This window comes from Allorhizobium sp. Av2, assembly GCF_021462805.2.
GTDB lineage: Bacteria > Pseudomonadota > Alphaproteobacteria > Rhizobiales > Rhizobiaceae > Allorhizobium > Allorhizobium vitis_G.
In genome coordinates, this window is the sequence record NZ_CP192698.1 from 234,747 (window position 1) to 259,768 (window position 25,022).

General features: G+C 55.5%; 23 protein-coding genes. 3 read left to right on the plus strand and 20 right to left on the minus strand.

The annotated features are described in order from the left end of the window. Window position 1: 1 nt before the first annotated feature. The 10 genes from ertD to FS819_RS24815 all read right to left on the minus strand — a co-directional run bounded on the left by ertD (window position 2) and on the right by FS819_RS24815 (window position 10,486). Window positions 2–1,378: a hydantoin-5-propionate amidohydrolase gene (gene ertD / locus FS819_RS24770; protein ID WP_156550166.1), complete on the minus strand. Its 1,377-nt coding sequence runs from the start codon at window positions 1,376–1,378 to the stop codon at window positions 2–4. Next, on the minus strand, window positions 1,375–1,953 hold the full coding sequence (locus FS819_RS24775) for a TIGR02444 family protein (protein ID WP_234624808.1): 579 nt from the start codon (window positions 1,951–1,953) through the stop codon (window positions 1,375–1,377). Before FS819_RS24775 ends, ertD begins: the two co-directional genes overlap by 4 nt. Continuing rightward, a complete protein-coding gene (locus tag FS819_RS24780) occupies window positions 1,907–2,890 on the minus strand; it encodes an ABC transporter ATP-binding protein (protein WP_156550167.1) in 984 nt (327 codons plus the stop codon). Before FS819_RS24780 ends, FS819_RS24775 begins: the two co-directional genes overlap by 47 nt. After that, on the minus strand, window positions 2,883–3,896 hold the full coding sequence (locus FS819_RS24785; protein ID WP_156550168.1) for an ABC transporter ATP-binding protein: 1,014 nt from the start codon (window positions 3,894–3,896) through the stop codon (window positions 2,883–2,885). The genes FS819_RS24780 and FS819_RS24785 overlap by 8 nt, the downstream gene beginning before the upstream one ends. A 1-nt stretch (window position 3,897) precedes the next feature. Next, on the minus strand, window positions 3,898–4,818 hold the full coding sequence (locus FS819_RS24790) for an ABC transporter permease (protein ID WP_156550169.1): 921 nt from the start codon (window positions 4,816–4,818) through the stop codon (window positions 3,898–3,900). Next, window positions 4,815–5,771, minus strand: coding sequence for an ABC transporter permease (locus FS819_RS24795; protein WP_156550236.1), 957 nt, complete (start codon window positions 5,769–5,771; stop codon window positions 4,815–4,817). The genes FS819_RS24790 and FS819_RS24795 overlap by 4 nt, the downstream gene beginning before the upstream one ends. A 45-nt stretch (window positions 5,772–5,816) precedes the next feature. Next, entirely contained in the window at window positions 5,817–6,749 is a 933-nt protein-coding gene (locus tag FS819_RS24800; RefSeq protein ID WP_060720084.1) for an isocitrate lyase/PEP mutase family protein, read from the minus strand. Window positions 6,750–6,812: 63 nt separating this feature from the next. Then, window positions 6,813–8,438 carry an ABC transporter substrate-binding protein gene (locus tag FS819_RS24805; RefSeq protein WP_156550170.1) on the minus strand — a complete coding sequence of 542 codons (1,626 nt, stop codon included), beginning with the start codon at window positions 8,436–8,438 and terminating at the stop codon, window positions 6,813–6,815. Between the two features lie 108 nt (window positions 8,439–8,546). Further along, entirely contained in the window at window positions 8,547–9,122 is a 576-nt protein-coding gene (locus tag FS819_RS24810; RefSeq protein ID WP_156550171.1) for a UbiX family flavin prenyltransferase, read from the minus strand. After that, window positions 9,119–10,486: a UbiD family decarboxylase gene (locus tag FS819_RS24815; protein WP_234624806.1), complete on the minus strand. Its 1,368-nt coding sequence runs from the start codon at window positions 10,484–10,486 to the stop codon at window positions 9,119–9,121. Before FS819_RS24815 ends, FS819_RS24810 begins: the two co-directional genes overlap by 4 nt. A 314-nt stretch (window positions 10,487–10,800) precedes the next feature. On the opposite strand from FS819_RS24815, the gene FS819_RS24820 reads away from it, so the two are divergent. Continuing rightward, window positions 10,801–12,657, plus strand: coding sequence for a LysR family transcriptional regulator (locus tag FS819_RS24820; protein ID WP_156550172.1), 1,857 nt, complete (start codon window positions 10,801–10,803; stop codon window positions 12,655–12,657). A gap of 20 nt (window positions 12,658–12,677) precedes the next feature. On the opposite strand, the gene FS819_RS24825 is transcribed toward FS819_RS24820, so the two are convergent. From FS819_RS24825 to FS819_RS24855, 7 genes are all read right to left on the minus strand, one after another. Further along, window positions 12,678–13,862, minus strand: coding sequence for an amino acid aminotransferase (locus tag FS819_RS24825; RefSeq protein ID WP_234624805.1), 1,185 nt, complete (start codon window positions 13,860–13,862; stop codon window positions 12,678–12,680). 77 nt (window positions 13,863–13,939) lie between these two features. Further along, the gene (locus FS819_RS24830) at window positions 13,940–14,932 is read right to left on the minus strand and encodes an ABC transporter ATP-binding protein (protein WP_156550173.1); all 993 of its coding nucleotides are present in this window, start codon (window positions 14,930–14,932) and stop codon (window positions 13,940–13,942) included. Beyond that, window positions 14,929–15,954 (minus strand): ABC transporter ATP-binding protein, encoded by a 1,026-nt coding sequence (locus FS819_RS24835; RefSeq protein WP_156550174.1) that lies wholly within the window; start codon window positions 15,952–15,954, stop codon window positions 14,929–14,931. Before FS819_RS24835 ends, FS819_RS24830 begins: the two co-directional genes overlap by 4 nt. Then, a complete protein-coding gene (locus tag FS819_RS24840) occupies window positions 15,954–16,841 on the minus strand; it encodes an ABC transporter permease (protein WP_156550175.1) in 888 nt (295 codons plus the stop codon). Before FS819_RS24840 ends, FS819_RS24835 begins: the two co-directional genes overlap by 1 nt. A gap of 7 nt (window positions 16,842–16,848) precedes the next feature. Then, window positions 16,849–17,802, minus strand: a complete 954-nt coding sequence (locus tag FS819_RS24845) for an ABC transporter permease (RefSeq protein WP_234624804.1) — start codon at window positions 17,800–17,802, stop codon at window positions 16,849–16,851. After that, the gene (locus tag FS819_RS24850) at window positions 17,799–19,370 is read right to left on the minus strand and encodes an ABC transporter substrate-binding protein (RefSeq protein WP_234624803.1); all 1,572 of its coding nucleotides are present in this window, start codon (window positions 19,368–19,370) and stop codon (window positions 17,799–17,801) included. The genes FS819_RS24845 and FS819_RS24850 overlap by 4 nt, the downstream gene beginning before the upstream one ends. 220 nt (window positions 19,371–19,590) lie before the next feature. Further along, entirely contained in the window at window positions 19,591–20,526 is a 936-nt protein-coding gene (locus tag FS819_RS24855) for an isocitrate lyase/PEP mutase family protein (RefSeq protein ID WP_156550176.1), read from the minus strand. A gap of 377 nt (window positions 20,527–20,903) precedes the next feature. Between FS819_RS24855 and FS819_RS24860 the strand changes: the two genes are divergently transcribed. After that, the gene (locus FS819_RS24860) at window positions 20,904–21,605 is read left to right on the plus strand and encodes an IS6 family transposase (RefSeq protein ID WP_156550177.1); all 702 of its coding nucleotides are present in this window, start codon (window positions 20,904–20,906) and stop codon (window positions 21,603–21,605) included. Window positions 21,606–21,659: 54 nt separating this feature from the next. On the opposite strand, the gene FS819_RS24865 is transcribed toward FS819_RS24860, so the two are convergent. Then, entirely contained in the window at window positions 21,660–22,475 is an 816-nt protein-coding gene (locus FS819_RS24865) for a cupin domain-containing protein (RefSeq protein ID WP_156550178.1), read from the minus strand. A gap of 141 nt (window positions 22,476–22,616) precedes the next feature. On the opposite strand from FS819_RS24865, the gene FS819_RS24870 reads away from it, so the two are divergent. Beyond that, a complete protein-coding gene (locus FS819_RS24870) occupies window positions 22,617–23,897 on the plus strand; it encodes a 4-aminobutyrate--2-oxoglutarate transaminase (protein WP_156550179.1) in 1,281 nt (426 codons plus the stop codon). A gap of 451 nt (window positions 23,898–24,348) precedes the next feature. On the opposite strand, the gene FS819_RS24875 is transcribed toward FS819_RS24870, so the two are convergent. Both FS819_RS24875 and FS819_RS24880 read right to left on the minus strand, forming a co-directional pair. After that, window positions 24,349–24,576 (minus strand): hypothetical protein, encoded by a 228-nt coding sequence (locus FS819_RS24875; protein WP_234624802.1) that lies wholly within the window; start codon window positions 24,574–24,576, stop codon window positions 24,349–24,351. Between the two features lie 46 nt (window positions 24,577–24,622). Continuing rightward, the gene (locus FS819_RS24880) at window positions 24,623–24,886 is read right to left on the minus strand and encodes a hypothetical protein (RefSeq protein ID WP_156550180.1); all 264 of its coding nucleotides are present in this window, start codon (window positions 24,884–24,886) and stop codon (window positions 24,623–24,625) included. Window positions 24,887–25,022 lie beyond the last annotated feature (136 nt).

A 25,022-nucleotide genomic window follows, 5' to 3' on the forward strand; every position in this document is an offset into this window, starting at 1 on the left:
ATCAAGCCACTTTTGATAGGGCGCGGGTGGGCTTGATAAAGCGGCCCGTTCCGGGTGCTGCCAGAACATCCTTGCCGTCATAAATCATCTGGCCGCGCAGGAAGGTTGCAATGGCCGTGTGGCGGATACGCTTGCCCTCATAGGGGCTCCAACCCACCACGTTATGGCCGCTGGCCGTCGCATCGTAAATTCTTGGCCGCTCTGCAAAGACGGCAATATCGGCATCCAGCCCTATAGCCAGCGCGCCTTTTTGCGCCGTCAGGCGAAACAGCCGGGCCGGATTGCCGCTCAGCAGTTTTGCTGCAAAGGTGAGTGGCAGGCCACGATCTGTCAGCCCGTCCAGCAGCAGGCTGGAGAGCACTTCAAGACCCGGCATGCCGGAAGAATTTTCCAACATCACCTGTGAGGATTTTGCCGCAAGGCTCCATGATACATGATCGGTGGAAACGATGGTGATATGGCCCGCGGCCAAATGCTGCCAGAGCTTCTCGCGCTCTTTGGCGGATCGAATGGGCGGATTGCATTTTGCGCGACCCAGCAGACGCGACACGTCTTCTTCTTCACTGCAAACGAGGTAATGGATGCAGGCCTCAATGGTCGCGTCTACGCCTTGAGCACGGTAGGCTTGCGCCAGCTCATAACCGCGCCCAACCGAGCAATGGACAATATGGGCCGGGCATGCAGTGGCGGCTGCAATCTCGTAAACTTCGGCGATGGCCAGTGTTTCGGCAATCGGCGGGCGGCTTTCTCCGTGGGTCAAATAATCAGTGCGGCCTGTGGCCTTCACCGCCTCGCTCCACACCTTGACGCATTCGTCATTTTCGTTGTGAACACCGGCAATCAACCCGGTCTTGGCGACTTCAGCAAAAGCCGCATAGAGCAGTGGCGTTGGAATGCGCGGAAAACGGTTTGGATCGGTCTCGAAGGTTGAAAACTTGAAGCCAGCGGCCCCGGCATCTGCCATCTCAGCAATATGCTTTGGGCCATCAGAGGGGCGAATGGTTCCGTAGAGCGCAAAATCCACACGGGCCTGTTCGGCAGCACTTTCGGCCTTTTCTGTCAAAAGCTCTGCCGTGCAGATCAATTTTCCGCCTGCGTCATAGGGCATATCGACGATTGTGGTGACGCCACCTGCCGCAGCGGACCGGGTGGACCAGATAAAATCCTCCTGATCTTTTTGCGAGCGGGAATGAACCTGTCCATCAATGATACCGGGCAAAATCAGGGCCTCGCCGAAATCATCAACCTCTCTGGCTGCTGGAGCAGAACCGCTTCCGAGGGCTGCGATGATACCGTCGCGGATGGCCACAAAGCCATTTTCAGTGATCCCGTCCTCAGTCACGAGGGTTCCGCGCACCACTCTGTCGAAATCACTCATAGCAGCCTTCTTCCTTGGTCATGATTTTGAATATGTGCGCCATGGGCAGCGGCTTGAAAAAACAGAAGCGCTGCCCCACGCTGCCCCTCAGGCACACCGCAGCTTTTCAAATAGGTTTCGGTTGCCTGGCTCTCATCTGTTGGTTTTGCATGGGACATAAAACTGCGGGCGAGGCGTGAGACGTGTACTTGTTCCGCCCGCAATTCCAGTGCCTTGACCGTCTCACGGAGCTGAACCTCATCATGCTCCGTGTAGCGGCCCTTCATGCCCTGACGTATGGTCCGCAGCGGCTTCACAACATCCTCACGCCATGAAGCCGCATCCGTCAGGAATGCATTCAAATCTTGGATATCCGTGCCGATTCCTTGCTGATCGGCATAAAACAGCAGCAACAACAGCGGCACATCAATGCCGTAAGCATCCTGCAAGCGAACACAAAACTGCGCGACTTTCGGTGCGCGATAGAGATTGCACATGGCTGTCCAGGCATTGTTTGCAAAATCATCAGCATTTTTCATCACCGCCACCTCATGCTGATACTGATACCGGTTGATCATGCGGGTGGTGACAGGCAACCATCTGCCCCCGAAGTGCCAAACGCAGCACCGGCTCTTTATTGGTGCAAAGCTCCGTGGCACGCGGGCATCGGGTCCTAAAAGCGCAGCCACTGAGCGGCTGGTTTCTGGATGGCACTTCCATACGCTTGCGCTCTGGCGTCACTTTCCTGCTGGCATCAACGACGGGCACCGCCTCCAGCAACGTTCGCGTATAGGGATGGGCCGGGAGCGCATAGATCGCCTCACCCAAGCCGATCTCAACGATCCTGCCGCGATAAAGCACCGCCACGCGGTCGCTGACATTCTTCACCACGGCCAGATCATGAGAGATGAAGATCAGCGCAAGCTTTCGGGTTTCGCGGATGTCCTGCAACAGGTTGATCACTTGCGCCTGAACCGAAACATCCAGTGACGCCACGGGCTCGTCGCAGACAATCAGTTCCGGTTCCACGGCCAGTGCCCGGGCAATAGCGATACGCTGGCACTGGCCGCCGGAGAACTGATGCGGGGTGCGGCCCGCAACAGCATCCAAATCAAAGCCCACATCCTTGAGCGCGGCACGCACGCGTCTGTCGCGCTCAGGCCTTGCAACGCCCTGAATTACCAACCCTTCGGCCACAATATCCTCAACCCGGCGACGTGGATTGAAGGAGGAGAGCGGGTCTTGAAAGATCATTTGCAGCTTGCCGCGCATGCGCCGCATGTCTCCGCTGGAGAGCTTGGCAAGGTCAGCGCCTTGATAGTCTACAGCACCAGACCATTGCGTGTCGGCCTGCGGCAAGAGCCTGAGCAGCGCGCGGCCGATGGTGGTTTTGCCACTACCGCTTTCGCCGACTAAGCCCAATGTTTCGCCCGGTGCCAAGGAGAAAGACACGTTATCAACGGCCTTCATCATCTTAGCCCCACGCGAAAAATCGACGGACAGGCCGGAGACGTTCAACAGCGGATCAACCATGGGAAACCTCCCGCAAGGCAGAGGTGTCGTTCAGCGGAAAATGACAGGCAAAGTGATGATCACCATCCGTGGTCATTGGCGGCATGGTGTCATGGCAAGGCCCCTGCGCGGACGGACAACGCGGTGCAAACGGACACCCCTTTGGCTGATTGGCAAGGCTGGGCGGCTGGCCGGGAATAGTGTGCAGCCGCGCATGGGCTGGCTGGTCCATCCTTGGCATGGCCGAAAGCAGTGCCCCGGTATAGGGATGGCGCGGATTGCGAAACACCTCTGCTGTCGGCCCCGTTTCCACGATATGGCCACCGTAGAGCACCAGAATGGTATCGGTACGCCCAGCCACAACGCCCAGATTATGGGAGACCAGAATCATCGACATCTGCCGCTCTTCCTGAAGGATTTGCAAAAGATCGAGAACTTCCTTTTGCACGGTCACATCAAGGGCGGTGGTGGCTTCATCGGCAATCAGCAGATCGGGATGGCACATCAAGGCCGTGGCAATCATGATGCGTTGCTTCATGCCACCGGAGAATTGGTGCGGGAAATATCCGTAGCAATCCATGGCGTCGGCAATGCCAACCACCGTCAAAAGCTCAATGGCCCGTTCCTGCGCCTGCGACCGGCTGAGGCCCAGATGAAACCGGCCTGCTTCTTCAATCTGCCGTCCAATGGCAGCAAAGGGATTGAGCGAGGTCATCGGATTTTGAAAGACGATGCCAACCTTGCGGCCAATCATCTGGCTGCGGGCTTTGGGCTTCAAGGTTGAGAGATCAATTCCATCCAGAATAATGCGCCCTTCAACCCGCACAGGTGTTGGTGCAATGCCCATGATGGATTTGATCAACATGGATTTTCCAGCACCGGACTCACCGACAATGCCCAGTGTTGCGCGCCGGGGGACAGAGAAATTGATATCGTGCAGCACCTGCAAGGGGGTTGGTTTTGCCGCTATTGTACAGGACATGCGCTCGCACGACAGGATGGGAAGTTGGCTGATGTCACTGGCCATATCAGCTCTCCCTCTCGCGGCTGTTGAGACGCTGGGCGAAATAATCCCCCACGGTGTTCAGCGCATAGACTGTCAGCACAATGGCCATCACGGGACCAAGGATCAGCAGCGGAAAGCGGCTCAACAGATCGGTGGAGCTGGCAATCATGCCGCCCCAACTAGGGGCCGGGGCTGGAATGCCGTAGCCAAGAAAGCTCAAGGAACCTTCGGTGATGATCAGGCCCGCCATCAGGGTGGGCATGACGGCGGTAAGCGCCGGGACCAGATTGGGCAGAATTTCCTTCAGCAGAATCCGGCTATCTCTTGCCCCCATGGCGCGGGCGGCGAGAACATAATCCCGGTTGCTCTGGGAAATCACACCCGCTTTGGCAACGCGGGCATAGGTGCCGATATCGAGAATGCCAAGGGTGAGCATAATCGTCAGCACTGAGGGCCCGGTGGCGGTGACAAAAGCCAGCACCACCAGAATGGACGGCAGAGCCGACATTGTGTTGGCGTAGAGATCAACCATGCGCTCAAAAATGCCGCGATAGAAGCCTGCGAGCATGCCCAGCAGCAGGCCAGCGGAGACGGAAATACAGGTGGAGACGCCGACAATCATCAAGGATGCCCGCGCCCCATAGAGCACGCGCGACAGGATGCTGCGGCCAATATCATCGGTTCCCAGCAACCCATTCAGTGACCATTCGGGTGGCTGGGAAAAGTCGCCGTAGGGGAATCTGGGGCTGACAAGTCCCGGAATGAAATTGACAAAAATCGCGGTCAGCACCAGCAGGATCAGAAAGCCGAGCGCAACCAGCTCAAAGGGGCTTGCGCCCGGCAACCGCAATCTGGCTGACCATGGCATATTGGCTCGCACAATCGCGCTCAGGTCGCTGTTCTTATCTGCCATTGATGGTGAAGGAGTGCCGGGCGTGCTCATGTGACATTAACCCGTGGATCAATGATGGCATAGCCGATATCCACCAGCATGAAGATGGTGACGAAGACCACGACAGTGAGCGACAAAATCGCCTGCACCAGCGGAATATCGTGGCTTTTGACCGCCGTGAGCACAGTCCAGCCAATGCCCGGTACGGCAAAATAGCTCTCAACTACGAAGGAACCCGCCAGCATATAGGTGAGCGACAGGCCCATCACGGTAAGAATCTGCGGCATGGATGGGCGCAGCACGTGGCGAAACAGGATATAGCCAAGCGGCAGGCCCTTGGCCCGCGCCACCTGAATGAAATCCTCCTGAAGGGTGGTGATGAATTCATTGCGGGCGACACGGTAGAGATAGGCCGTCTGGTGCAGGCTGAGGCACAGCACTGGAAGGGCCACATACCACAGATTGGCCAGCGGATTTTCAGAGAAATTGACCCAACCCGTTGCAGGCAGCCAGCGCAGCACGATGGCAAACAGGTAGCTCAACAGCACCACAATCACAAACGTTGGAACGGCCAGCACCACGGAGGCCAAAGAGCGCAAGGCCCGGTCTGTGAGCTTGCCGGGATGGCTTGCGGTGAACATGGCAAGCGGGATGCCAAGCATGGACACCAGCATGGCAAGGGCTGCGATTTCAAAGGTGACAGCAGCGCGATCCATCACGACGCGCAGCACCGGCTGCTGGGAAAACAAGGTTTGCCCAAGATCACCGTGAAACAGATCGCCAAGCCATTTCAGATAGCGTTCCCACACAGGCAGGTCATAGCCATAGGTCTGGTTGAGGGCTGCCACCTGTTCAGCCGTGGCATTATCGCCCAATATTAATTGCGCCGGTGATCCCGGTGCAAGGCTGGACAGGGCTGTCGCACCAAAGGTGACGAGGAGGAAAACCGGAATTCCGGCCAAAAGCCGCGTCGAGATGGCTTTTACATAGGGTATGGCTTGCATGGTCACGTCGTCACCTCCTTTCAGCGGCTCTGTTTCAACAAACGGTCAGATTTTCTTCCACTCTTCCTCGGCGTCCATCCAGCCGATGTCGCGCTCCAGCATCTGGCGCTGCTCTTGCGTGGAATAGCCGCCCATGGTGTGCTCGTCGGAATAGCGGGTGCTGCGATCAGCAAAAACGCGACGGCCAAAATCCATCATGCCGTACATCGAACCCTTCTCGAGATAATGCATGGTGACCATGTTGAAGCCGAGGGCGGCAATATCTTCCAGCTCGACAAAGGCCTTGCCGCCGACCGTTGCCACATCGCCAAACATCTTCCAGCCGGGCAGAGCTTTGGCCACTTTCTGGCATTCTTCCAAGGTGCGCAGGCCATGCACATAGGTCATTTCAGCGCCGAGTTCTTCAGCGCGCACGCAGCGCTCAATCGCATCATCCAGACCCTTTTCCAGCTTGGATTCGGTGCGGGCAATCACCACACACTCGGTGCCTGCGCAGGCATCAAGGGCTGCCTTGATCTTGGCCAACCATAATTCTTGCGACACCACGGGATGATCGACATTGCCATCCACCTTACCCGCAAGCGTCGCGGCTTCCATGGCGCGGCCAAAGCGGGCATAGCCGCGCTCATTGGGGGTATCTTCCAGCAGAATGGCGGCGGCTCCGGCCTTTGCCAGCCTGCGGCATGTCCGGTAAGCCTGCGCGACATCGCCAAAGCAATCATCGGCATCAATGATCAGCGGCAGGGGTGAATAATCAGCGATACGGTCGGTGGCCCAGATCAGTTCTTCCTGATTGTGCAGCCCCATGTCGGGAACACCAGACATGCTGAAACCCAGCGATGCACCACTGAGCAGAATGGCCTTGAACCCTGCCATTTCTGCCGCCTTGGCCGAATAGCAATCCCAAACGCAGGGGGTGAAAACCTGCTCTTTGGAGAAGAGCTCGCGAAATGTGGTTCTGGGCCGTTTATCAAACATGGATCAACACCTTGAGGAGGAAATTGGCGAACCGAACGTGCGGTTCGCCGATAGGGGAGTGTGTTACTTTGAGGCGTTTGACGCGCAGGCGTCTTTGCAGACGTAGAGATATTGTTTTTGCAAAATGCCGCCGTTGGAAGGCACGATGCCGCCTGTGGTATCGCGCAGCAGCAGGAAGCGGGTCTCAGCACCGAAAATGTAAAGCGGAAGGTCTGTGGCAACCCGCTTTTGCACCTTGGCATAGGCAGCCTTTACCGCAGCCGCGTCCATGGTGGCGTTGGCTTCTGCCAGCTCTTTATCCATGTCCGTGCTGTTGTATTTGCCCCAATTATCATTGCCGTTTGAGCTCAGGAGGTTGGAAATGATCGGTTCCGCACCATTGGCCACCAGAACGCCGCCATCGACACAGAAATCGAAATTCATTTGCCCCTTGCAGGTCGGGCTGAGCATGGCCTGATCAACCAGCTGAAGCGTGACCGTTACATTCTCATAAGCACTCAAAGCCTGTTGCAGGTAAGAGGCAAGACGCTTCAAGTCCGAGTTGGAATAAGTCACAAGCTTGATATTGAATGGTTTTCCATCCTTGGCGAGCTGGTCGAACAATTCCTGAGCGTGTTTGGGATTGTAGGTTGGAAGCTTATAGGTCGGATCATAGAAAGGTGACGACTTGGTGAAATAATTGGTCGGAATGTCGTAACCACTGACCTGCGTATAGGCCTGCATCAGCTTTGATGGATTGATGGCCTCATAGAAAGCCTCCCGCGCCCGATGATCGGTGAAAGAACCGCTCTTCTGGTTAAAGTAGGCGCGATAAAGACCCGGGATCGGGATTTCATGGGTGGTAACGCCTGCGGCCTTGGCGTTTGATCCGAACTGATAGGGATAGCCCGCCATCATTGTCGCGCCACCCTGTACCACGGTGGCGATGCGGCTGTTGGTTTCAGGAATAATGGCAAATTTCAACGTGTCGAGGTAGGGGCGCGGCTGATCCCAATATTGCGGGTTGCGCTTCATGGTCATTGAAACGCCTTGGTTCCAGCTATCCAGCACAAAGGCACCGGCACCAACCGGCTTGATATCGGTTTTGGTCTTGGCGGCTTTCAGCGCTTGCGGCGAGGCGATAAACGGAGCCAGCTGCGCCAGCGAAGAGCCAAAATTGCGATCCGGCTTGGGCAGTGTGATCTCAATGGTCAAAGGATCAACAATCTTCACGCCGCCAATCCAGGAGGCAACAAAGCCTTGCGAGGGAGACAGGGTGTCGGGGCTGGCCTGACGTTCCCAGTTGAATTTCACCGCCTCGGCATCGTAAGAGCCGCCATCGGTAAACTTCACGCCATCGCGCAGTGTCAGCGTCCAGACTTTGGCATCCGTGCTGGTCAGGCTATTGGCCATGCCACCCTGCACCTTGCCATCCACATCGACATAGACGAGAAAGCCATAGATGGCATCGAGCATATCCATAGGGCCGCCCGGATAGGTGCCGCCAATAATGGCCGGGTCCCAGCTCTTGATGTCCGAACCATTGATAATGGTCATTTCGCCACCCTTGACGGGTTGCTCTTCGGCGACGGCTGATTGGGCGTTGAAGCCGTAAATTGCAGCACTTGCCACAAGCAAGGCCAGCGTAACAGCAACAGAGCGCACCGATTTTGATGCGACGTCTTCACAATGTTTCAATACATTAGCCATGGTTTTCTCCGTTTTACGGCAGTTCATACGAACCACCGCAGTTCCCCTTGTTTTTTGAACGGCGAAAAACATCTGCCCCAAAAGCGTTGGGGCCAATGTTTCAATGGATCAAGTATCACCCTCCTGCTTCCAGCGACGAACGGACGGGTGGTCAATGTCAAACAGATCAAGTGCCCGGCCAACGGTCTGGCTGACAAGATCAGCCAGTGTTTTGGGCTGGGTGTAGAAGCCCGGTACCGGCGGCATAATGATTGCCCCATTGCGTGTCGCCTGATCCATCAGTGCGATATGACCGGCATGCAAGGGCGTCTCGCGCACCATCAACACAACGCGCCGCCTTTCTTTGAGGCAGACATCTGCGGCACGGGTAATCAGATCATCGTTGTAGCAATGGGCAATGCTGCTGAGGGTCTTGATCGAGCACGGTGCCACCAGCATGCCATGCGCCCGAAACGAGCCCGATGCGATAGAGGCTCCAATATCCTTGTGGCTGTGAACGACATCCGCCAGTTGACGGATCTGGTCAGCGCTCTCCACCGCCTCTTCTTCAATCGCCGTGCGCAGCCCTGCGGGCGAGACAATCAAATGGCTCTCAATGCCATCGATGTCGCGCAGCATCTCCAAAGCGCGAACCCCATAGCAGGCACCGGATGCTCCGGTTATCGCGATGATCAGGCGTTTCAAGCCACATACTCCGGCTTGATCGCCGCGATAACACGGCTCATGCGCTCATAAGACGCTTGCGGCGGCAATGCCTTGTCATAGCCTTCCTTGCGGTCTCCGGCTTTGCAGGTGGCATCATAGCCAATCTTGGCCACCATGCCTGCCTCTTCCTGCGGCTCGGAACGATCAGCAGGCATGCCCGGAATGATCAGAATATCCCGATCCACCCGCATGCGCGTCGATTTTGCCAGTTCAACAGCGTTGATGTCCCATGGATCAACATCGCAATCCACAATCGTCACCGATTTTACAATGGAAACGGCACCCCAGCAGATGGCCATAGCGCGGCGGGCTTGCCCGGGCCGAGGCTTGTCGATCTGCACCACAACATTGGTGCGGCCACAGCCAGACGCCGTCACCGCCACTTCACCAATATTCATGATCACACGGGCAAGTTGAGCCTTGAGGCTGACGGCGATGGGAACGGCGGCAATATAGATGTGCTCGGCATGATAACCGGGCAAAATCACCTGAAACATTGCATCCTTGCGGGCTGACATGCTCTCAAACGTTGCCAGCACGCCGCTGCCATAATCCTCGTACATGCCGTGATATTCCGAGACCAGACCCTCGACAATCGGCGTATTGGCATGGATATGCCCTTCAATCACAATCTCGGCCTCGGCGGGCACAAGAATATCACTGTTGCGGCAGCGGGCCATGCGCACAGGCTCGCCCAAGAGTGCGCCGGCGCAGTGCATCTCGTCGTCACCAAGGCCCAGATAGAGGCAGGCGGCCAGCTGGATGGCCGGATGCGCGCCCAGAACAACCGCAAACGGCAAGGCTTCACCCTTGTCCGCAGCCTTGCGCGCCATGATGGCCAGATGATGGTTCGGCGCAATACCAATCAGCGCTTCAGTCGGACTCAGAATTTTCAGGCGTGCGTAAGAGGCATTGCCAAGGCCCGTTTCAGGATCGCGGGCAATCATCATACCCGCGCTGATATAGGGGCCGGTTTCCTTGTCGAAAAACGTAGGGACCGGGAGATGTGCCAGCACGCCCTCTTCAAAACATTGCTGCTGAACCGGGGCATTCTCGACTATTACCGGCGCAACCGGCTTTTGCACCGACGCCAGCAAGGTAGACTGGATCGATGCGCGTGGAACATTCAGCGCCAAAGCAATACGATCAAGGCTTGAAAGAAGGTTGCCGAACGCCGGAAACGCTGATCCCTTCACCTTGTTGATGCGCACCGCATGCGTCTCATGGGTCAGCGACAATAGGGCTGAAAGGTCATAAACAGGATCGATTTCTTCATCGACAATGAGCAACTCGCCCTGCTTTTGCAACGCAGCCATCATGGCCCGGCATGATTGGTCGCTCACACCTTCATACGGTTTGTTTTCTGGCTGGCAGATGTTTGGACGAGCATTGTGTGCCACGGGAACCACTTTCGGAGAACAGTGAAATGCCCGTGAACTATGGGGTTGAGTTCATACGTTGTATACCTGCACTCACTTTAACTGGCCCATCGGAAAAATAGAATTGCACGTTTGGCGACAAGAGCAACAAGGCATCCCAAGCAGAATAGGCATGTATTCCCGCTAGGATTGAAACAATGTGAAATTTGCCCAACGTTCTCTCGGAAATCGTTGATACGTCACTTGAGAGCCACGCAGCGTAACCCTATGCTCGGCGAATGGACCATTACGGCATTGAACTCAAGCCTCTCGCGAAATTCGTTCTGGCGTGCCAGAATCCCAGCATTTCCAATTCGTCCCGCGCGCTTGGAATAGCTCCATCCGTTTTGAGCGCTGCTTTACACGGCTTGGAAGATCGCCTGCATATGAAGCTTTTCGAGCGCAAAGGGCGCTACCTCGCCCTTTTGCCATCAGCCTTCTGGCTTTATCGAAATGCGGCAGTGCTTCTGCATCTGGAGGAATTTTCAAGACGCAGTCTGGCTATCCATGCAAACCGGATGGAAAAGCTGTCCGTTCGGATAGACCTGAATTTTTCCATCGGCAGAATGACGAAGGCGGTGAGCTGCGCCATTCAGCAAATGGGCCTACAACACCCCGAGACCTTTATAGCCTGCCAGTTTCTCGACACAGCCAGTGCAGCAAGCGGTGGCTTCATCAGAGAATCGATGGATCACATTCCAGCCGAACATTGCGCCACGATTGAGATCGGCTGCCATAGTGAGCACTCTTTCCGGGAAGAGCCTGGGACTGAATTGTTGTATCGCGACCCGTGGATAGCCGTCAGCGCCACGGATCCGGTGACAGATATTAAAGCCGATGCGGATATTCTAGCCGTTGTCAGGATGAGCGCGCATCAGATGCAGGTCGTTGCCCATTATGCGGATCAGCATGGTTTATCCGCGCGGCTGAAATTCGTTGATGCCGGACCGGCAGAACTTGGGCGTCTTCTCTCGGATTTTCCCCATATGCGGTTTTTGTTGCCCTCCAGCATGGTGGCCAATCGGCTGGGAATCAGCCGCATTTATCGCGAATCTCTGGTGCCGCCTCTGGTGTCTATGGTGCGTGTCGGCACAAGCGGCGCATTGGAGACAAAAGCACGACGTTTTATAGGGCTGCTGCGGGAAAATATGGAAGGCGAAGAGCAAAATGTTGTATTTGATCCGCAACTGACGGCGCGCCAGATGCATTATTTCAATCTTGTCCACCGCTGCGGCGGCATTTCAGCGGCAGCGCGGGTGGCTAATCTCGCCCAGTCTTCGGTGTCAGCACAGCTTCATTCTATGGAAGCTGTTCTGGGAACACCTCTCTTTGAGCGCAGCAAGGAGGGTGCCACACCCACCGATGCAGGCATTCATCTTTGGCCCCTGATGGCAGAGGTAGAAAAGCGGCAGGATCGGCTGTCGCGGCAATCCGGCGATATTGCAGCCCATACCCAGCACCGCGTCTCGATTGGCATGTTGCCCAGCTCCGGCCACGATAGCGCCTTGACCGAAAAGATTGCTGAAGCGCTGACAACCATCAGCATTCAGCATCCCTCGCTGAAAATGGAAATCACGGAAGCATCAAACACGGTCCTTCATGACAAAGTTCGTTCTGGTGAGCTGAATCTTGCTATTGTCGGGGTGGTGCAGCCGCAGTTTCCACGCGTGCTGCTTGGCCCCAGCGAGCCATTGTCGGTGGTTGCCAATCCGCGATTTAGTTTTGGCGGGCGCGGTGAGATCAGTCTGGCCGAAGTTTGCGAACTGCCGCTTGTGCTGGGCGCGCGCCATCTCAGCATTCACCAGAGTTTTGCTGCCGCCACCCACGCACGTAATCTGGAGCCGCATTCCAAGATCGAAGTCGGCTCTCTTGCACTGGCCATCGCCATGGTTCGCCGCGCCAGCCTCTGCACGATTCTGCCGGCCTCTTCGGTTCAAAAAGACCTCGAAACCGGGCGTTTGGTGGCGGTGAAGATCAATCAGGAGGAAATCTCCGGCACGCTCTCCATCATTTTTTCCGCTGATCGGGAGCTGTCCGGCGCTGAGCGCGCCGTGATGAAAACGTTGGTGGATGTGTTTGGCAAGAAACTACATTGAGGGCCTATGCGCCATGCATTTCAGCGTGTGATGCACACAACCGCCTCGACAAAACTGTCGATCTGCTCGTGGCGCAACCCTGCAATGTTGATGCGACTGTCCTCAACCATGTAAATTGCAAACTCGTTACGCAATCGCTCGACCTGTTGCGGTGTCACGCCCAGCTGAGAAAACATACCCTTGTTGGCGATGAGGAAATCATAGTGGTTGCTCTGGCTTCGAAGCTGGAACACCTTGGCAAGCGCCTGACGCAGGCTGATGATATTGTTGCGCATATCTTCCAGTTCTGCCCGCCAGTCTGAGGACAGATCCGCGTCCTGGAGGATGGTGCTGACAATTCTGGAACCATGATCGGGGGGCATGGAATAGGCAATACGGGCCCTGACAACCATCTGGGCTGCGGCAATTTCAGCCTGCTTCGGTGTCTTGCCCATGACAAAGGCCACGCCGGTGCGATCACGGTAAATCCCGAAATTCTTGGAGCATGACGAGGCAACCAGCATTTCGGGAACGACGGTGGCGAGGTATCGCACGCCAAATGCATCCTCATCAAGGCCATCACCGAAACCCTGGTAGGCAATATCAATAAACGGCACCACGCCCTTATCAACCAACAGCGCGCCGACCTCACGCCATTGCGCCTGATTGAGATCGGTGCCGGAGGGGTTATGACAGCAGCCATGCAGCAAAATCACGTCACCCGCCTTAGCCGAGCGCACGACCTGTTTCAATGCTTCGAAATCGACACCGCCCGTGGTGGGATCAAGATAGGGCCAGCGTTTCACCGCCAAACCATGATCCTCGATGATTGACAGGTGATTGACCCATGTCGGATCGGGCACCAGCAGGGTTGCGTCTGGCGCAGACTTGGCAATCAGGCCACAGATGACCGTCAGCGCGCCAGCCCCGCCCGGGGTCTGTATGGCACGGATGCGCTCAAATGGTGCGTGATCTGCAAAGACTAGTTTTGTCATGAGATCGCAATAGGTCGCATCACCCGCAGGACCAATATAAGCCTTCGTGGTCTGGTCTCGCAAAATCCGTGCTTCAGCCTCTCGAACAGCCCGCAGCACAGGGGTTATACCCGATGCATCACGATAGACGCCAACACCGAGATCAAGCTTGTGACTGCGGCTATCCTGCCGAAAGATCGGCATCAAGGCGAGTATCTTGTCTGGTGGCGGCATTGTGAGCGTATCAAGCACGATATCTGTCCTCTGCTGTGCACATGATGGCACCGTGTGCCATGTCTGAGACCGTTTACGTTGATTATGCAGTTCTGCTAGACATGATGGCAAGCTGCTGTGTGGTTTTGGCCTACGCTGCGTAACTCGGGGACGATTTCCTTGCATTCGGCTGTGGCCTGCGCACAGCGTGGATGAAACGGACAGCCGGACGGCTTGTTCATCGGGCTTGGCACTTCGCCGCGAAGCACAATCCGTTCGCGCTTTTGCTCGGCATAATAATCGGTAATCGGAATGGCCGATAACAGCGCCTTGGTATAGGGATGGCGGGCATCCGAATAGAGCTGTTCGGCATCCGTCACTTCCACCAGACGTCCCAGATACATCACCCCGATATGGTGGCTGATATGCCTGACCACCGCCAAATCATGGGCGACAAACAGGTAGGTTATGCCAAGCTCTTTCTGGATGGATTTGAAAAGATTGATAATCTGCGCTTGAATGGACACATCAAGCGCCGAAACCGGCTCGTCGCACACAATCAATTCGGGCTTGCAGGCCAGCGCGCGGGCTATGCCTAGCCGCTGTCTTTGACCGCCACTCATTTCATGCGGATAGCGTCGCCCCATGGCGTTTCCAAGTTCAACAATGTCCAGAAGTTCATGGACCCTTGCGCGCAATCCTCCTGCCGCAAGGCCCGCGCCACCGGATTGAATGGCTTCTTCAAGAATGGATGCGGCGGATTGCCGAGGGTCGAGTGAGCCGTACGGGTCTTGGAAAATAAGCTGCAATTCACGGCGATAGGGGCGGAATTCGCGCTCGCTCAACCGCGCGAGATCCTTTCCTTTATAAAGTATTTTTCCCTCGACCGGATTGTTGATGCCGAGCACGCTTTTGCCCGTCGTGGTCTTGCCGCAGCCACTTTCTCCCACAAGACCAAAGGTTTGCCCTTTGTGGATGCTGAACGACACATCATCAACCGCCTTGATGTCTCCGATTTTTTCACGGGTAAAGCCTTGGCGGATTGGAAAATACTTTCGAAGGTTTTCCACGACAAGCAGCGGATCATCCGGCATCACTTGCTCTTTCATGTCCGCACTCCGGCAATCAGGGCGCCTGCATCCATTTCAGCAAGGTGGCAAGCCGCAATATGGCCTTGCGCTCCGACTGTTCGCAGGGGCGGAAAAGGACTGTCAGTACATCGGCTTTGCGCGGCCGGGCATCTGGGCAAAAACGCGCATTGATCCGGCAGGCCGTTCAAGTGCGGTGGAGCGCCCTTAATGGGAACAAGATCATCATTCTTGTTGCCTTCCAGTTTTGGCATCGAGTTGAGAAGCCCTTGGGTATAGGGATGTTTCGGCGCGGTAAGCAATTGTTCGGTTGTGCCGGATTCAACAATCTTTCCGGCATACATCACATAAACCCGCTTGGCATAGCGCGACACCAACCCGAGATTATGGGTAATGATGATCAGCGATTTTCCGTGGCTATCGACCAGATCCAGCAACAGTTCCATCACTTGTGCTTGCGTGGTCACGTCCAGCGCCGTTGTCGGCTCATCCGCAATCAACACCTTGGAATTGCAGGCAACGGCAGTCGCGATCATGACACGTTGCCGCATGCCGCCGCTCATCTCAAAAGGATAGTTTTTCATGCGCGCCGCAGGATCGGGAATGCCCACCGCTTCAAGCGCCTTGATTCCCCGTTGCCAGGCTTGTTTCTTGCTCACACGGGCATGAACCATGATCACCTCTGATAGCTGCTGGCCAACGGTGAGCACAGGGTTCAGGGATGTCATGGGCTCCTGGAAAATCATGGCAATTCCCGCCCCGCGCACGGCGCGCATTTCCTTGGACTTCGGCTTGTATTGCAGCAGGGACTGTCCGTCGAAAATGACCTCTCCACCCAATATTCTGCCGGGAGGAGACTGAACAAGCTGGATCACAGAAAGCTGGGTTATAGACTTTCCACAGCCGCTTTCTCCAACAATTGCAATCACTTCCCCTTGGTCAAGGTGATAGGAAACATCATTGACGGCTTTCACTTCACCATCCTCGGTGAAGAAGGATGTTCTGAGGTTTTTCACCTCCAGCAAATGAGGGGTCTGGGTCATCACAATTTCCCCTTTAAGCGAGGATCAAGCGCATCGCGCAGGCTGTCACCCACCACATTGAAGGCAATAATCACCAGGATGATGCAAAGTGCAGGGCTGACGACCAGCCATGGGGCACCCATGAGATAGGGATAGACATCCGACACCATGCTGCCCCAGGAAGCGGTTGGCGGACCTATGCCTACACCAAGGTAGCTGAGGGTCGATTCCGTCAGCACGCCATTGCCCAGATTGATGGTAAACAGCACAATCAAGGTCGGAAAACTGTTGGGCAACAGATGCCTGAGAAGAATGGAATGCGGCTTTTGGCCTATCAGCCGCGCGGCCAGAATATAATCATGCTCGCGCAACGATAAGACCAACCCGTTGACCATGCGGATGTAGGTGGGAATGAATCCGATGCCAATGGCAAGCACAACGCTCAAAACCCCGCTGCCCAGAATGGCCACAAGAATGAGGGAAAAAACCAGATTGGGCACACTGAGCAGCACATCGGTACAGCCCATGATAAAACGGCTGGTTTTGCCACCCACATAGCCCGCGTACAAGCCAAAACCAATGCCTGCAATGGCTGCCAGAATGCCTGCCATGACACTGACGGCCATGGAAATACGGCCGCCATAGATGATGCGGCTCAACACATCACGGCCTAGGCTGTCTTGCCCCAGCCAATGGGCCGAGGACGGCGTGTGCAGCGCTGCCACCAGATCCTGCGCGTTCGGGTCATACGGCGCGACAAGATCGGCGAACAGGGCCAAAAGCCCAAACAGGACAAGAATGGCAAAGCAGACCTGAACGATCAAACCACGGGCGAAAAGACGGCCCGCCAGCATTCTGCCAGCACTGCGTTGGATAGGCTTGTTTGCTGTTGCACTTGTTTTGGTCATATCGGCATCACCATGACATTCTTTTGATGCGCGGATCGATCAGGGCGTAGGTCAGGTCCACGATCAGGTTGGACGCAATCGTCGCCATGGAAATGACCAGCACGGCCGCCTGCACAACCAGATAATCCCGGTTTAAAACGCCATTGAGCACCAGTTGTCCCACGCCGGGGATGTTGAAGATGGACTCGATAATCACCGCGCCTGCAATGATTTGTGGCATCTGCAACCCGATGATTGTCACAACCGGGATCAGACCGTTTTTCAGGGCATGGCGGAAAATAACCCGCGTTTCGGACAGGCCGTTGGCGCGCGCTGTTCGGATATAGTCCTGCGTCATCACCTCAAGCAGGTTGGAGCGGGTGTAGCGCGCCAGAACCGCGAAAATATAGATGCTGTTGATAAAGACAGGCCATATCGCCTTGTGCGCATAGGCTGCAAAGTCCACCCACGGCGGTGTGTAGCCCTGAAGAGGAATAAGCCTCAGCTTGAAGGCGAGAATGAACACACCAAAAATCGCCACCAGAAACCGCGGCGTTCCCAGAAAAGCGTTCACAATCAGGGTGAAGCTCTGGTCGATCCATGTGCCTCTGGTGATTGCGCTCAAAATGCCGATTGGCAGGCCAAGAATGATCCCCAAAATGATCGAGGGAATGCCAATCGTCAGCGTATTGGGCAGCCTTTGGCTGATCATGACCGAGACATTCTGCTCGTTCAGCACTGACTTGCCGAAATCCCACCGCAGCAAGATGCCGGTTATCCAATGAACATACTGCACAATCAAGGGATCGTTGAGCCCCATGCGGTTGCGATAGGCCTCAATGGCATCTGCTGATGCGGAATCACCAAGCGCAATCATCGCAGGATCTCCCGGTAATCCGCGCATCAGCATAAAGACCAGCGCGGATACCAGCAGCATCAGGAAGCCAGCAATAGCCAGCCGTTTCGACAGATAAGTAATCACGTGTCGAGATACGCGCTGGAGAGAGAGGCAACGGAGAAAAACGTTGCGCCGATGCCCGATGCCTTCACGCGTTTGCTGAGAACGTAAATCGTCGAATATTGTGCAATCGGCACGTAGAGTGCGTAGGTGTCGATCATCATCTTGTTGGCTTCACCAACCGCTTTGACCGATTCCGCATCCGAGGTGGATGATACGGCCCGTGCAAGCGCATCACTCACGTCATCAGGGCGCAGCATGGTGGTCAGGCCAAGAACACCACCGGTGAGACCCTTTGGAAACATGCTGGACATTTGCATGGCCACATCCACATAGACGCTGGATGTGTGATACCACATGCCGCTTCCCCAGCCGGTTTCAGCCTTGTTGGAGGCGGCACCCGTCAGTAACTCGATCTTGGCTTGTATGCCCACCTTGGCCAGATCGGCCTGCATGATTTGCAGGACGATCTTGTTGGTATCGCTGGCGGCGGCCTGGATTTTTGTCGAAAAACCTTGGGGGAAGCCTGCTTTGGCAAGCAGTTCCTTCGCCTTGGCAACATTGTAATCGTAACCAACAATGTCCTTGTTGACGAAATGACTGCCAATGCCAAACTGGCTGGCAACATCAGCATAGCCCAGAAACGCCGCCTCTATGATCGATTTTCGGTTGATGGCATGGCTGATGGCTTGGCGAACCAGCAAATTGCCCATGGGATCGTCATTGCTGGTGTTGAGGGAGTTGAATACCAGCAGAGAAGCATGGTCTTGCAATGGCTCAATGGGGGCATCAAAGCCGTTGGCCGCGAGCGTTTTGACACCATTCAGGCCCAGACCAATCATCACGTCGATTTCATCCGACATCAGGGCCGCCTGCCCCACCAGCGAGTCATTGTAAATCGTATATTGAACGGCTTCGAGAAGAACCTTGCCACCCCAATAGTGTTCATTGCGCACGAATGACTTGCTGACATCGCGCACCCATTCCTTCAACACGAAGGGGCCTGTTCCAACCGGGTGCTGCTGGCAATAGTCATCGCCGTATTTTTCATAGTGCTGTTGTGAAAACATATAGCCACACTCACGCGACAGTGCGGCGGGAATGAAGGAACTCCATTTTGAGAGCACCAACCGCACAGTATAGTCGTCCACGACATCGACCGACGTGATCGAGCCGAGCAAAGCGACGCGCTTTGCTCCGACTTTCAGGTAGTGATCGAGATTCCATTTCACGACAGTGGCATTCAGGACCGATCCATCGGAAAATGTTACGCCACGCCGGATATGGATGGCGTAGGTGAGCGCTTTGGCATCACTTTCCACCGATTCCGCAAGCCAGGGATCAATGGTGCCATTCGCATTTGGCTTGAAAAGCGATTCATAAATGGGCCAGGAATAGACATAGTCATACGGCCCACCCGTCATTGCGAAGCACAGCATGTTGTAATTCAGCTCATTGCTGGTGCCGATTTTTAATGTGCCCCCCTCGACACTTTTCGCCATTGCCTGGTTTGCGAAATCACCCAACAGGCCGAATGCGGCCAGCGATGCACCCGCTTTGATAAAGTTTCTGCGTTTGATAGCCGTTTTCATGACGATCTCGTTCCCCATTTTTTTGATTGCGATTGCGGCATTTTGGCTTTTTATCGAACGGTAAAAATGCTCCTTCTTGCCACCTTCAATGGATGGCTTCTCACCTGTTTGCAGGCATTCAGGCATGCGCAAGCGGCCTTCAATCCCGCTCCATTGAAGGGAACACCCCTGTAACGGCGCTGAAGGAGGTCTTTACTCAGCCGAAGGCACTGTCATGTCGTCAGAACTTGTCAGTCGGACCCGTGAAGTGTTTTTCAAGGCGCACCGCCAAAGCCTCTTCCGGGTTCGACAGATATTGGCTTTCGCGGTTGACCCACTCGCCACCCCTGAAAAACGCACTCATCGGCGAATAATGAAACTTGTAGCCCGTGTGATCATGCGCCGTTGCGATATACTCGTTGGTACCGCTCTCAAATACGTGCCGACCAGCGTCCAGAATAGCCAGCATAGCTGCGCGAAAGGCATAATGGACGCCGGCAAATTTATAGCCGTACTCCCGCAGGCTAGCGATGTCTTCGGCCTTTTCCTTTTCCATGTTTGGATACCAGAAGGGGGCTTTGACGTGTTCGGCCACTTTCTTGGCCGCAGCAATCTTGCTGCCGTATTTTTGCGAGCGATTAAGCTCCAGCGGGCAGATGATGTCCGCGCCCACTTCGAGGTAACGATTGCAGCGCTCTACAAATTCGTCAAAGTCGTTATCAACGCTGTGGTCGCAGCGGGCCAACAGCAAGCAATCCGTACCCGCAAGCCCGTCCTTGGCGGCGCGGAACCGGTAGACGGCCTCTTCAATCGGCAACAATCCCGGCCTGCCATTGGCGGCAAGATCCGTTATCAAAATCGCCTGCGCACCCGCCTTAGCCAGCCGACGACATCCTTGAAATGTCTGCAACGGACGCCCAAACCCCTCATCGGCATCAATGAACAGCGGCATATCCGTCATATTGGTAATGCGTTCCGCCATGCCAGCATATTCGTCAACCGTCAGAAGCTTGAGGTCTGGAATGCCGGTGTAAGCACAGGAGAAGTCACTGCTGGATATCATCACCATTTTAAAGCCGTTTATTTCGGCGGCTTTGGTTGACATGCAGTCAAATATTTCAGGGACATAGTACAAATTTTCATCAGACAAATATTCTGATAATTTTTTGGAGGACATGGACAATCTCCCGGTAAGATTTTACCCGAATGTACTGCTCGACGGTGGGGTAAAATTCATAATTCATTCGGCAGGATGATTGTGAAGTCTGATATTGTATAGTCGGAAAAATCATAAATGGGGCATAGGTTTTTTAGAAGAGTGGGTGCCTTGAATTACTGAATTTTTGAGTAACAACGAAACGATTTGAAGCCGACGACCAATAGGCTCTTTAATCGTAGAGATTTTGGCGTGTCCACCCGCTTGCGTGGCAGCCTGCACCTGCGACGGCACGGCGGCCTTCTTAGAAGACGTATCGGAGGTATTGCCAAGTTGGTGTTGTCACGTTAAGCGGGCTGGGAGTTGTCTGCCCGACGTGTTGCGCATAAATTTCGGCGATGGAGACATCCGATATCAGTTTCAGGCGTCACCGTTTTCCGCCACAGGTCGTTGCTCATTCGGTCTGGCTTTATCTGCGGTTAAACCTGAGCCTGCGTTTAGTCGAGGAAGTATTGCTCGAGCGCGGTATTGACGTGTCATATGAGACGGTCCGCCGTTGGATCGCCAAGTTCGGACCCCCGATCGCCCGCAACCTGCGGAGACGGCAGGCGCGCCCTGGCAATATTTGGTATCTAGACGAGGTCGTTGTGAAATGCGTTGGAGAGACGTTCGGGCTCTGGCGCGGGGTCGATCAGCATGGCACCGTTCTCGAAGAAATATTGCAGAAGCGGCGTGATAAAAGTGCGGCCAAGCGCCTGCTGGTGGCGTTGATGAAGCGCTATGGCTTTGTTCCCAAACGGATCATCACCGACAAGCTCCGTTCCTATGGCGCAGCAAAGGCGCAGGTGGCACCCTGCCTTGACCATTGGTCCCACAAGGGTCTCAATAATCGGGCTGAAAACAGCCATCTGCCGTTTCGAAAACGAGAACGAACCATGCAAGGCCACCGAGCTCCAGGAGCGTTGCAACGGTTCGTCGCCATGCATTCAGCGACCTGCAATTGCTTTTTGGTTCCCTCCATCCGCCGTGCCGCACAAACAATTGGCTATCATCGCCTCGAAGCTTTCGGCGAATGGAAAATTGCGGCATGCCTCGCCTGAAAACTTAACGTGACAACACCGCCTCGAGAGCAAATGTCGGAATCTTAAGGACCACTAGAAGGTGGGCGGGGTATTAATCCAGATCAACGTGGCCTGGACGTCCGCCGGATTGCGCCAGGAATGCGGACGGCTGCTCTCAAAGTAAAAACTGTCGCCGGTACGAAGATCATAAAACTGGTCTCCGTCGAGAACGATCTGCAGCGCGCCCGCAAGAACGAAGATAAATTCCTCGCCCTCATGCCGATAAGCCCCTTCGCTGGACGCGCCGGGCGCCAGATCAAACCGATGACATTCCATCTGCCGCGCCCCGGCGGCAAGGGAATGGATGGAAACACCCATCGATGTCGTCGGCCATGTCATCCACTCGCCGTCACGCACCACTGAAACGCTCTGCTGCTGGGTTGGATGACCGTTCAGATCGGCAACCGTGGTGCCGAAGTGCTTGGCCAGGTCGTGAAGAACGGTGATGGAAATACCCTGGGAGGTGCGCTCGAACGTCGAAAGCTGCGAGACGGAGGCTCCTGTCGCCCGGGCCACCGCCTCCAGGGTTTGATGTGACAGCCTGCGCATTTGCCGGACCCTCGCGCCAATCGCCGCCAGGTCGGTCGCCGGCTCAACCACCTCGAGTCCCTTCTGCCCCGTTTCAGGATTCCCCAGTTCCTCTTTGATTGCAGCCGGGTTCAGCCCTCTTTCGCTGCGCAACCAGGCAATCTTGGCAATGCGCTCCAGAACCGTGGAATCGTAAAGCCTCTGCCCCGATAGCGTGCGGGCTGGCTCGATCAGCCCCTGCTGTTCCCAAAGCCTCAGAGTCGATTGCGAAACACCGGACATCCGGGCAGCTTCGGCGATTTTAAGGCGGGTGTTTTGCATCCTATTTCCAGCATGGCTTAAGTGCGTTGTTTTTTTTCTAGCGGCTGTGTGATGGGCATTGCAAGTCTACCGAAAAAATGTAGATATTTTTCGACATCATCCTTGCAACTTCCGATAACCCCAGGCTCGAAGGTGTTTTCAATGCAGAATTTGGAACTCGCGGCACGCCGCACGAATGCCATCTCGCGCGGCGTCGGCGTGACAACCCAGGTCTATGCCGAGCGGGCCGAAAATGCCGAGATCTGGGACGTCGAGGGCCGCCGTTATATTGACTTTGCGGCCGGGATCGCCGTCGTCAATACCGGTCATCGCCACCCGAAGGTGATTGCTGCTGTGAAGGCTCAACTCGATTGCTTCACGCATACCTGCCATCAGGTCATCCCCTACGAGAACTATGTGCGCCTTGCCGAGCGCCTCAACCAGGCCGTGCCGGGAAATTTCGAGAAGAAGACGATTTTTGTGACGACCGGCGCCGAGGCGGTCGAGAACGCCGTCAAGATCGCCCGGGCAGCAACCAACCGTTCTGCCGTCATCGCCTTCACCGGCGCCTTCCACGGCCGCACCTTCATGGGCATGACGTTGACGGGCAAGGTTACCCCCTACAAGGTCGGCTTCGGGGCGATGATGCCGGATGTCTTCCATGTCCCCTTCCCGGTCGAACTGCACGGCCAGACGATAGAGGATTCGTTGGCTGTGCTCGACAAGCTCTTTAAGGCCGACGTCGATCCGGAGCGCGTTGCAGCCTTCATCATCGAACCCGTGCAGGGCGAAGGCGGATTTTACGAAGTACCCCGGCTTTTCATGCAGAAGCTGCGCCAGATTGCCGACAAGCACGGAATCCTGCTGATCGCGGATGAAGTCCAGACAGGCTTTGCGCGCACCGGCAAGCTTTTCGCCATGGAGCATTTCGGCGTCGTTGCCGATATCACCACAATGGCCAAGGGCCTCGGTGGCGGCTTCCCCATCGCGGCTGTTACCGGCCGGGCGGAGATCATGGACGCGCCAGGCCCAGGTGGTCTGGGCGGCACCTATGGCGGCAATCCGATCGGCATCGCCGCCGGCAATGCCGTCCTCGATGTGATTGAGGAAGAGCAATTGGCAGATCGCGCCATGTCGCTCGGCAACCGCCTTAAGCAAAGACTTCATTCGCTGTCGGATGCCGTGCCTGAAATCGCCGACATCCGCGGTCTCGGTTTCATGAACGCCGTGGAATTCAACCTGCCCGGTTCCAAGACACCGGATGCCGAATTCACCAACAAGGTGCGGACCATGGCCCTGGAAAAGGGGCTGATTCTTCTGACCTGCGGCGTCTATGGCAATGTCATCCGCTTTTTGGCTCCCCTGACGATCGATGAGAAAACCTTCAGCGAAGCGCTCGATATCCTCGAAGAGACATTGCGCGCCTGCACCAGGAACACTTGACGCTATGATTTCGGACGGTCTCCTGTCCAAGCTCTAGCGATCAGAACCGACTTGGACATCTGAACAGCCAGCCTATTGATTTGCATGTGTCAGCTGACCGGAAATATCAGGTCAGCTTTCAGTGCAAATCAATAATTGTTGGGCTTGGCGCAAATATAAATAATAGAAAAAGCCCGCCATATTACAAATGCAATCCATCTTTGATGTAAAAGCTGACGCAGAACCTGTTCAATACATCTGCGAGCCGTGTTAACCGGACGCGATAGAGATGGTGGATGCATCGGTTTTTCCGGTTTCACGATGCGGCTCAACGAAAAGGCACTCGAGCACCCAACCTATCCGGCTTGTAATACGATAGCGCCCTGCCTCAATGCAACGCTCCACCGTTCCCCAGGCTCCTGAGAGATCAGCGCGAAGACGCAGAAGAGGGAGTGGCCGACGTCGCTTGCGCCTACGCGCTCACCGCTCTCAGAAGCGAGATTGTCGTTGCCTGCGCCGTTTTCGGGATATCCGCATATCCCTCTCTGTACTGAAGTTTCCTCATAACCGCGCGCGCGAAGCCTGGATCCATTCGCTCCGCCACTGCCAAGGCAGCGGTGGCCTTGTTCTTGAATGGCAGGAGAGCTTCGATAACGTAAGTGTCGCCATATGCCTTGGCGACGCAAGCAATATCGAACATGTCGCGTGGTCGAAGAGGCTTTCCCATTGGCTCATCAGCACAGCCCTCAAGCGGCGAGAGCAAGCGGGTATCCGGCGAGCTGCGAGAATTTCTGGGCGATCTCGGATGCAACCCCGTGATCGATGTTCATCTCATCCAGAAACTGTTGCTGGAGATCTGCTTTCACTTCGGAATAGAATGAGAATGCCGAAGCATCGAAAGTCTCAACACTCGCGAAATCGGCAATCTTGGACGCGAGTTGCGCAGCCGAAAGGTCCGTCCCGTAAGGGGCGTTCAAAGTCGACAATACCTTAAACGCAACGCTCGACATCGTTATCACCACCATTTCCAATCAACTATATAAGACCTACCCGTTAAAAACGCAAGAAACACCGCAGGCGCAGGGCCTTCAGGCTATCATCCGTGCCGGGACGCGGACAGAGCCTCCTTCTAGGAGATCGAACTGT

Excerpts from the sequence above, each read along its gene's own strand:
- ertD (WP_156550166.1), bottom strand. The coding sequence starts at position 1,378 with ATGAGTGATTTCGACAGAGTGGTGCGCGGAACCCTCGTGACTGAGGAC.
- FS819_RS24780 (WP_156550167.1), bottom strand. The coding sequence starts at position 2,890 with ATGGTTGATCCGCTGTTGAACGTCTCCGGCCTGTCCGTCGATTTTTCG.
- FS819_RS24785 (WP_156550168.1), bottom strand. The coding sequence starts at position 3,896 with ATGGCCAGTGACATCAGCCAACTTCCCATCCTGTCGTGCGAGCGCATG.
- FS819_RS24790 (WP_156550169.1), bottom strand. The coding sequence starts at position 4,818 with ATGAGCACGCCCGGCACTCCTTCACCATCAATGGCAGATAAGAACAGC.
- FS819_RS24795 (WP_156550236.1), bottom strand. The coding sequence starts at position 5,771 with ATGCAAGCCATACCCTATGTAAAAGCCATCTCGACGCGGCTTTTGGCC.
- FS819_RS24800 (WP_060720084.1), bottom strand. The coding sequence starts at position 6,749 with ATGTTTGATAAACGGCCCAGAACCACATTTCGCGAGCTCTTCTCCAAA.
- FS819_RS24805 (WP_156550170.1), bottom strand. The coding sequence starts at position 8,438 with ATGGCTAATGTATTGAAACATTGTGAAGACGTCGCATCAAAATCGGTG.
- FS819_RS24820 (WP_156550172.1), top strand. The coding sequence starts at position 10,801 with ATGGACCATTACGGCATTGAACTCAAGCCTCTCGCGAAATTCGTTCTG.
- FS819_RS24830 (WP_156550173.1), bottom strand. The coding sequence starts at position 14,932 with ATGAAAGAGCAAGTGATGCCGGATGATCCGCTGCTTGTCGTGGAAAAC.
- FS819_RS24835 (WP_156550174.1), bottom strand. The coding sequence starts at position 15,954 with ATGACCCAGACCCCTCATTTGCTGGAGGTGAAAAACCTCAGAACATCC.
- FS819_RS24840 (WP_156550175.1), bottom strand. The coding sequence starts at position 16,841 with ATGACCAAAACAAGTGCAACAGCAAACAAGCCTATCCAACGCAGTGCT.
- FS819_RS24850 (WP_234624803.1), bottom strand. The coding sequence starts at position 19,370 with ATGAAAACGGCTATCAAACGCAGAAACTTTATCAAAGCGGGTGCATCG.
- FS819_RS24855 (WP_156550176.1), bottom strand. The coding sequence starts at position 20,526 with ATGTCCTCCAAAAAATTATCAGAATATTTGTCTGATGAAAATTTGTAC.
- FS819_RS24860 (WP_156550177.1), top strand. The coding sequence starts at position 20,904 with ATGGAGACATCCGATATCAGTTTCAGGCGTCACCGTTTTCCGCCACAG.
- FS819_RS24865 (WP_156550178.1), bottom strand. The coding sequence starts at position 22,475 with ATGCAAAACACCCGCCTTAAAATCGCCGAAGCTGCCCGGATGTCCGGT.
- FS819_RS24870 (WP_156550179.1), top strand. The coding sequence starts at position 22,617 with ATGCAGAATTTGGAACTCGCGGCACGCCGCACGAATGCCATCTCGCGC.
- FS819_RS24875 (WP_234624802.1), bottom strand. The coding sequence starts at position 24,576 with ATGTTCGATATTGCTTGCGTCGCCAAGGCATATGGCGACACTTACGTT.
- FS819_RS24880 (WP_156550180.1), bottom strand. The coding sequence starts at position 24,886 with ATGTCGAGCGTTGCGTTTAAGGTATTGTCGACTTTGAACGCCCCTTAC.